The 8159-nt window shown below is 32.1% G+C and carries 7 protein-coding genes; 6 read left to right on the plus strand and 1 reads right to left on the minus strand.

Annotation, left to right across the window (positions count from 1 at the left end; genetic code table 11):
* The first annotated feature begins 130 nt into the window (after nucleotides 1-130).
* Both MK119_RS21835 and MK119_RS21840 read left to right on the plus strand, forming a co-directional pair.
* Nucleotides 131-1885: an ABC transporter ATP-binding protein gene (locus tag MK119_RS21835; protein ID WP_290683372.1), complete on the plus strand. Its 1755-nt coding sequence runs from the start codon at nucleotides 131-133 to the stop codon at nucleotides 1883-1885.
* A 79-nt stretch (nucleotides 1886-1964) separates the two neighbouring features.
* Entirely contained in the window at nucleotides 1965-2351 is a 387-nt protein-coding gene (locus MK119_RS21840; RefSeq protein ID WP_290683374.1) for a PUR family DNA/RNA-binding protein, read from the plus strand.
* 121 nt (nucleotides 2352-2472) lie between these two features.
* Here the strand turns inward: MK119_RS21840 and MK119_RS21845 are convergent, their stop codons facing one another.
* Nucleotides 2473-2826 (minus strand): 4Fe-4S dicluster domain-containing protein, encoded by a 354-nt coding sequence (locus MK119_RS21845; protein ID WP_290683376.1) that lies wholly within the window; start codon nucleotides 2824-2826, stop codon nucleotides 2473-2475.
* 141 nt (nucleotides 2827-2967) lie between these two features.
* On the opposite strand from MK119_RS21845, the gene MK119_RS21850 reads away from it, so the two are divergent.
* The 4 genes from MK119_RS21850 (at nucleotide 2968) to MK119_RS21865 (ending at nucleotide 7015) form a co-directional block, all read left to right on the plus strand.
* The gene (locus MK119_RS21850; RefSeq protein ID WP_290683378.1) at nucleotides 2968-4029 is read left to right on the plus strand and encodes an acyl-CoA reductase; all 1062 of its coding nucleotides are present in this window, start codon (nucleotides 2968-2970) and stop codon (nucleotides 4027-4029) included.
* Between the two features lie 84 nt (nucleotides 4030-4113).
* Nucleotides 4114-5178 carry a 3-phosphoserine/phosphohydroxythreonine transaminase gene (gene serC, locus MK119_RS21855; RefSeq protein ID WP_290683380.1) on the plus strand — a complete coding sequence of 355 codons (1065 nt, stop codon included), beginning with the start codon at nucleotides 4114-4116 and terminating at the stop codon, nucleotides 5176-5178.
* Between the two features lie 26 nt (nucleotides 5179-5204).
* Entirely contained in the window at nucleotides 5205-6158 is a 954-nt protein-coding gene (locus tag MK119_RS21860; RefSeq protein ID WP_290683382.1) for a D-2-hydroxyacid dehydrogenase, read from the plus strand.
* Nucleotides 6159-6346: 188 nt separating this feature from the next.
* The gene (locus MK119_RS21865) at nucleotides 6347-7015 is read left to right on the plus strand and encodes a DUF937 domain-containing protein (protein ID WP_290683384.1); all 669 of its coding nucleotides are present in this window, start codon (nucleotides 6347-6349) and stop codon (nucleotides 7013-7015) included.
* Nucleotides 7016-8159 lie beyond the last annotated feature (1144 nt).

An 8159-nucleotide genomic window follows, 5' to 3' on the forward strand; every position in this document is an offset into this window, starting at 1 on the left:
GTTTTAATTATATTATATATAAAAAATAGACTGCAAAAATAGTGATAATTACAGTTTATGCAATAAACTTGTTGTTAAAATGAATATTTCTCAAAATTAAAACCAAATTTAAAGGTCTGATTTATAGCTAATGAAAGAGTTACAACACTTAAATAAATACTTCTTAAAATATAAAGGAAGGTTACTTTTAGGAATATTAATTACCATAATAGCACAAATTTTTGCGCTAGTTGCACCTAAATTAATTGGTAATTCTCTCACTACAGTAGATAAGTACATCAAAGGGGAAATTAAAAATATTGAAATTGTTGAAAGTGCTCTTTTAGAAAACATACTTTATATTATTGGCGCAGCAGCATTGGCAAGTTTCTTTACCTTTTTAATGAGACAGACCATTATTAATATTTCTAGATATGTTGAATACGATTTAAAAAATGAAGTGTATCAACAATACCAAAACCTATCTACTAATTTTTACAAAAAGAATCGTACTGGAGATTTGATGAATCGTATTAGTGAAGATGTAGGAAAGGTTCGAATGTATGCTGGACCTGCCATTATGTACAGTATTCGTACCATTACACTCTTTGCTTGCTTGGTACCATTAATGTTTATTACTGCACCAAAAGTGGCAGTTTACACCTTGGTTCCGTTGCCAATTTTATCATTTTTAATATATAAGTTGAGTCGCGCCATTCAAAAACGAAGTACAATTGTACAACAGTTTTTGTCCAAACTTTCCACGTTTACGCAGGAGTCGTTTTCAGGAGTTTCTGTAATCAAAGCATACGGAATAGAACCAGAAATCAAAAATACGTTTGATGATATGGTGGTAGAAGGAAAAACTAAAAATATGAATTTGGTAAAAGTCAATGCTTGGTTTTTCCCACTGATGATTTTATTAATTGGAGCGAGTAGTATTTTGGTCATTTACATAGGTGGATTACAATATATTAATGGACAAATAGACGTAGGTGTCTTGGCAGAATTTATTATGTATGTAACCATGCTTACTTGGCCTGTTGCTTCGATTGGTTGGGTAACTTCTATTGTGCAACAAGCAGAAGTATCTCAAAAACGTATTAATGAATTTTTAAAGGTTGAACCTGAAATTCAAAACCTAGTTACTGAGTCTACGCCAATTCAAGGAAATATTGAATTTAAAAATGTGTCTTTCACTTATGACGACACCAATATTACTGCACTAAAAAATATATCTTTCTCTCTGAATATGGGAGAAACTCTTGCCATTGTCGGAAAAACTGGCTCTGGAAAAACAACCGTATTAGATTTGATAAGCAGAATGTATGATACAAGTGAAGGTGTTATAGAAATTGACAATATACCAATTAAAGACGTGAATCTACAGAGTTTGCGAAGTGCTATTAGCATTGTACCGCAAGATGCATTCTTATTTTCTGAAACCATTCAAGATAATATCAAATTTGGAAAAGAAGATGCCACTGAAGAAGAAGTGATTGCTGCTGCCAAATTTGCTTCTGTACATAAAAATATTATTGGATTTAAGAAAGGATATGACACTATTCTAGGAGAACGTGGAATTACCTTAAGTGGAGGACAAAAACAGCGTGTTTCTATCGCAAGAGCCATTATAAAAAATCCAAATATTCTATTATTGGATGATTGTTTATCTGCCGTAGATACTGAGACTGAAGAAGAAATTTTGTCCAACATTGAGCATATGACGCAAAACAAAACTACGATTATAGTAAGTCACCGTATTTCATCTGCTAAAAATGCAGATAAGATTATTGTACTAGACAACGGAAACATTATCCAAAATGGTACTTATGAAGATCTTATTGAGGAAGATGGTTACTTTAAAGAACTCTATTTAAAACAACTTTCCGAAAAAGATTTGTAAGATTTTGTTGTTCAGTTGATTTTTTTTTTACATTTTTGAAGGAGATTAACAAACAACTAAATTTTAGAAAAAAGTGATTATGAGTGACAAAGAATTGTTAGAGAAAGAAGAAATTTTCTCTAAAGTATTGCGAGCAGGAAGGAGAACTTATTTCTTTGACGTCAGAGCTACCAAAGCTGGTGACTATTACCTAACCATTACTGAAAGCAAAAAGTTTACGAATGATGATGGATCATTCCACTACAAAAAACACAAAATCTATTTGTACAAAGAGGATTTCTCAGCATTTTCTGAGATTTTAAACGAAATGACTCAGTACATTGTAAACGAAAAAGGAGAAGAAGTCATTTCTGAACGCCATCAAAAAGATTTCAAAAGAGAATACAATACAGAAGATGCAACTGCTTCAGTAACGCAAAAAACAGATGTAGAAAGTTTTACTGATATCAACTTCGAAGATATATAACAAGTTACAACCAACCCAAAACCAAAAAAAAAGCCACTTTACATTAATTGTTAGTGGCTTTTTAATCTTTTACGTGAAATTGAATTAAACGATTCAATAGTTGAAAATTCATAATTAATTATCAATCTTCAGGATGCATAAATGATTGCTTCCCCAGTAATTCTTCTTCTGTTTCAACAATATCTTCATCTGGTACACAGCAATCTACAGGACATACTGCAGCACATTGTGGTTCTTCATGAAATCCTTTACATTCTGTACATTTGTCAGGAACTATATAATAAATCTCATCAGAGATAGGTTCTTGTGCTTCATCCGCATCCGCTTCTTTTCCACTTGGAAGCACTACATTTCCAGTTAAAGAAGTTCCATCAGCATAACGCCAATCATCAGCGCCTTCATAAATTGCAGTATTTGGACACTCTGGCTCGCAAGCACCACAATTGATACATTCGTCAGTAATAATTATTGCCATTATTTATTTGTATTCGTTTACAATCTTTTTCGGTTCTACCGTTTATGCGGTAAAAGTTTTATAAATTCGCCAATAATTATCGTTTGGCGATTATATTCAATCACAAAAATAACGCCAAAACTATTCATAAACAAATGTCAGATGGCTTTAGCAGAAAGAATTAACGCTTTTGTAAAACTTAGTGATTTTTTACAACAATTTAGCACTGAAACTCCCGTGAAAAACACAATTGTACCATTTAATGAACTTTTTTTTGACGGAATGATTCATCAATTAAAGCTAGCTCAAGAAAATAATGGCTGGTTTATAAAAGAAAATCTACGCTTTGCTATCGGAAATTGGGCAAAAGCTTTGCAAAGAGAGTCTCTTGAACAATGGACAAAGAACTATAATTTTAATACGGTTTCTACCAAAAAAGTAGCCGTTATTATGGCTGGAAATATTCCATTAGTAGGTTTTCATGACTTTTTATCCGTATTAATTGTAGGACATGAAGTATTGGTAAAACAATCGTCTAATGATAAGCATCTTCTCCCCTTTTTGGCAAAATATCTTGAATATGTAGCACCAAGCTTTAAAGGTAAAATTACGTTTACCGATGAAAAACTAGAAGGTTTTGATGCCGTTATTGCTACTGGAAGTAATAATACGGCACGCTATTTTGAATATTATTTTAAAGACAAACCAAATATCATTCGTAAAAACAGAAACTCTGTTGCTATCTTAACTGGAAAGGAAACTGAGGAACAGTTAGTAGGATTGAGCGATGATATTTTCACCTATTTTGGATTGGGTTGCAGAAGTGTTTCTAAACTCTTTATTCCGAAAGAGTATAATTTTGATGCTTTTTTTAAAGGAATGTATGAGAAAAGCGATATTATGAATAGTGCCAAATATGCCAATAACTACGATTATAACAAAGCAGTTTATTTAATGAGTTTGTTCGACATTTTAGAAAACGGTTTTGTCATGATCAAAGAAGATCCACAATATGCATCACCTATCGCCACTGTTTTTTATGAATATTATGAAGATTTAGATTCTCTTCAAGAAAAACTACAGGCTGAAGCTGAACAAATACAATGCATTGTAGCCGACATTAATATGAAAAACGAAGTTAAATTTGGACAAACACAACATCCTGAATTGCATGATTATGCAGATGGTGTAGATACTTTAGCATTTTTGACAAATTTATCCTGAAATAATTAGCATATTCATAACAACATTTCGTTCATAATTTAGCAACTTTGCACAAAAATAACAGCACACGACAAATACATAACAATGAAAAAACACAACTTTAGCGCAGGACCTTGTATTTTACCTCAAGAAGTATTACAAAAAGCTTCAGAAGCAGTACTAAATTTTAACAATGATAATTTATCATTAATTGAAATTTCACACAGAAGCAAGCCATTTGTAAACGTAATGGAAAATGCGCGTAGTTTGGCTATAGAATTATTAGGTTTAGAAGGAAAAGGGTATCAAGCACTATTTTTACAAGGAGGCGCAAGTACACAATTTTTAACAGTAGCTTACAATCTACTAGATACAAAAGCTGCTTATTTAAACACAGGAACTTGGAGTACTAAAGCTGTAAAAGAAGCAAAATTGTTTGGAGAAATTGTAGAAGTCGCTTCTTCAAAAGATAAAAACTTCACTTACATTCCAAAAGAATATTCAATTCCTACAGATGTAAATTATTTTCACTGTACAAGTAACAATACCATCTTTGGAACACAAATAAAAAGCTTCCCTGAAACCAATGTACCACTAGTATGTGATATGAGTTCGGATATCTTTTCACGTCAGTTAGATTTTTCAAAATTTGATTTAATCTATGCAGGTGCACAGAAAAATATGGGACCGGCAGGAACGACCTTAGTAGTAATTAAAGAAGATATTTTAGGAAAAATAAATAGAGCTGTTCCTTCAATGCTAAGCTATGAGGTACATTTAGGAAAAGACAGTATGTTCAATACACCTCCAGTTTTTCCTGTATATGTTTCTATGTTGACCTTAGAATGGTTAAAAAATCTTGGTGGAATTGCAGCTATTGAAAAAGTAAACGAGCAAAAATCTGCCTTACTGTACAACGAAATAGACAGAAACCCATTGTTTAATGGTGTTGTTGCCACAGAAGATAGAAGTCACATGAACGCTACATTTACATTGACTAATGAAGCTTTAAAGGAAACATTTGATACAATGTGGAATGCAGCAGGAATCAACGGACTTAATGGACACAGAAGTGTTGGTGGATATCGTGCTTCTATGTACAATGCATTGCCATTAGAAAGTGTACAAGTACTAGTAGATGTAATGCAAGAATTGGAAAAGAAGGCATAACTAAATAATCTTTCAATTAAACATAAATGAAAATATTAGCAAACGACGGAATTTCTCAAAGCGGAATTGACGCATTGACAAATGATGGTTTTGAAGTAATTACAACAAAAGTTGCTCAAGAGCAATTAATAAATTACATCAATGAACACGAAATTACAGCGCTTTTGGTACGTAGTGCTACCAAAGTTCGCAAAGACATTATTGACGCTTGTGAAAGCTTAAAAATTATTGGTCGTGGTGGTGTTGGAATGGATAATATTGATGTACAATACGCGCAAGACAAAGGAATTCATGTTATCAATACACCAGCGGCTTCTTCAAGTTCAGTAGCAGAGTTAGTATTTGCGCATTTATTCAGCGGTGTTCGTTTTTTACATGATGCTAACAGAAATATGCCTTTAGATGGTGATTCTCGTTTTAAAGATTTAAAAAAATCGTATGCAAAAGGTGTTGAATTACGAGGGAAAACTTTAGGAATTATCGGTTTTGGTCGTATTGGTCAAGCTACAGCTAAAATGGCACTTGGTTTTGGAATGAAAGTGATTGCTACCGATAAATTTATTGACAAAGCAACTATTTCGGTTGATTTCTTCAATGGGCAATCTATTGATATTGATATAGCTACAGAATCGATGGAAAGTGTATTGCAAAATGCTGATTTCATTACATTACATGTTCCTGCTCAGAAAGAATATATTATTGGAAAAAACGAAATTGAGTTAATGAAAAATGGTGCAGGAATTGTCAATGCTTCTCGTGGAGGAACAATTGATGAAGTTGCACTAATTGATGCTTTAGATACTAGAAAATTAAGTTTTGCTGGTTTGGATGTTTTTGAAAATGAACCAACTCCAGCTATTAAAGTATTGATGAATCCGTATATATCCTTAACACCACATATTGGAGCTGCTACTAACGAAGCTCAAGACCGAATTGGACTAGAATTGGCTTCACAAATCAATACTATTTTAAAAGGCTAGTAAACATTAAATACATACAAAAAAGCACTCTTCGAAGTGCTTTTTGTGTTTTAACTTACTAAAAAAATCCGTTTATCTGATATTTATGCATTTCGTACATTTCATCTAAAAAATAACAACGCATACTACAAGTCTTACATAATATTACTATCTTGTTTTTTATATTAACAATAAATATCATTTTTGAAATGTCTGGAATTTTAGATTTATTAAATAGTGATTTGGGAAAACAAATCATTGGCGGGGTTAGTAATGAAGTTGGAGAAGACCAAAATAAAACTGCTTCTGTATTAAGTATGGCACTACCAGTACTTATGGGAGCTATGAAACGAAATGCAAATTCACCAGAAGGTGCAGAAGGATTAAATAGAGCTTTAGAAAAGAAACATGATGGAAGTATTTTAGACAATTTAGCTGGCTTATTTGGCGGTGGAGTTGATCAGGAAGTAAAAGATGATGGAGATGGAATTCTTAGTCACGTATTAGGAAACAGCAGAGGTAATGTTGAAAATGCAATCAGTAAAAATTCTGGAGTATCAACATCCAATATTGGAAGTATCTTAAAGGTAGCTGCTCCTTTGTTAATGGGAATGTTAGGACAGCAAAAACGTCAACAAGGTATTAGCGACTCTAGCGGAATTGATGGCTTACTTGGCGGACTACTTGGCGGCGGTACAAACCAAGCACAAGCTCCACAACAACAAAGCTTTATTGAATCAATCTTAGATGGAGATAATGACGGAAGTGTATTAGACGATATTGCAGGAATGTTTTTTAGCGGAGGAAATGATAAGAAAGATAACAATAGCGGTGGCGGATTAGGCGGCTTGCTAGGAGGACTTTTCGGAGGACAATAATACTTCAACTAAACTACAAATACAGAAAAGCATTGACGAAAGTCGATGCTTTTTTTATACATAACATACCTTACTTATAGCATCCTTGTCTCTTTGTAAACCAATTCATAATCTCTAAAAATGATACATCATGAAAAAACAAAATATAACGTATTTACACCTCAACAAACAATCTTTTACAAATTTTTCGCATAAATGTATGGTGGAAAAAATCTTTTTCTAAGACTACCTATACTTAGAATTTTCTAAAGAAAAAAGGTGTTCTTTTTGAACCCATGCATCAAAACTTCCTGTAAATTTGTCCATTTGATCATTCTGGCTGATTGACATCAAATACATTTTATATTTCAGTCTTCTCATAGTTCAATCAGCACTTCTGCTCTTTTGTATTTATTGGGTTTCTTCTAAATAATTGCTGCTAAAACTTCTTTAGCTTTTCTCTTGTATTTTACATGTAAATATACCTATTTCAATGCCTAGTTAGCTTCTTGTTGAGTTGTTTTTGTTTTCGCAACACTACATCTGATTTACCATTTTTTTGCCAATTCTTTTATGGCTAATTTTAGTAATAGTCTTCTAATAATTTACTACACTTCTTGTATAATTGTATCGAGGTAATATCTAAATAATCAAGAACAGTATTGGCTACTTCTTCTAAAACTTCACCAATATCTTCTTATTCATGTGTAGTTATCTATGTATTTTTTTGTGTGTAACATTTAAACTAAAACTCTCCTGTAATTTTTTTTAAACAAAAAAATAGCACATGATGCATTGTTGCCTTTTGTTGGCAACAAGTTGTAATCTCTTTCATACTAAATGTAAAATTGTCTGAAATCATATGTTTGATAAAAAAATAAAGATTTAACACAACTACTTCCTTCTTAATTAACGATTTGAATCTTATTTATTGTGTATAAAGAATCACATTATTTTAACCAATTCTTTTTTGAGTATTTAAAGAAGTATTAGAAAAGATAGTCTCTGGAAGTTTTTATTTAATTTTTGAGGGTTATGTATCATTTTTACTTTTCTGAACTCTTATTTTGTAGTGTAAAGATTCAAAGAATGTTGCTAAGAAGAATACGATTCGACATGATTTGAAGAGATTTGATAAGATTTAGCGAGATACTTCTTTAAGAAT

This window comes from Kordia sp. (genome assembly GCF_022447245.1).
Lineage (GTDB): Bacteria > Bacteroidota > Bacteroidia > Flavobacteriales > Flavobacteriaceae > Kordia.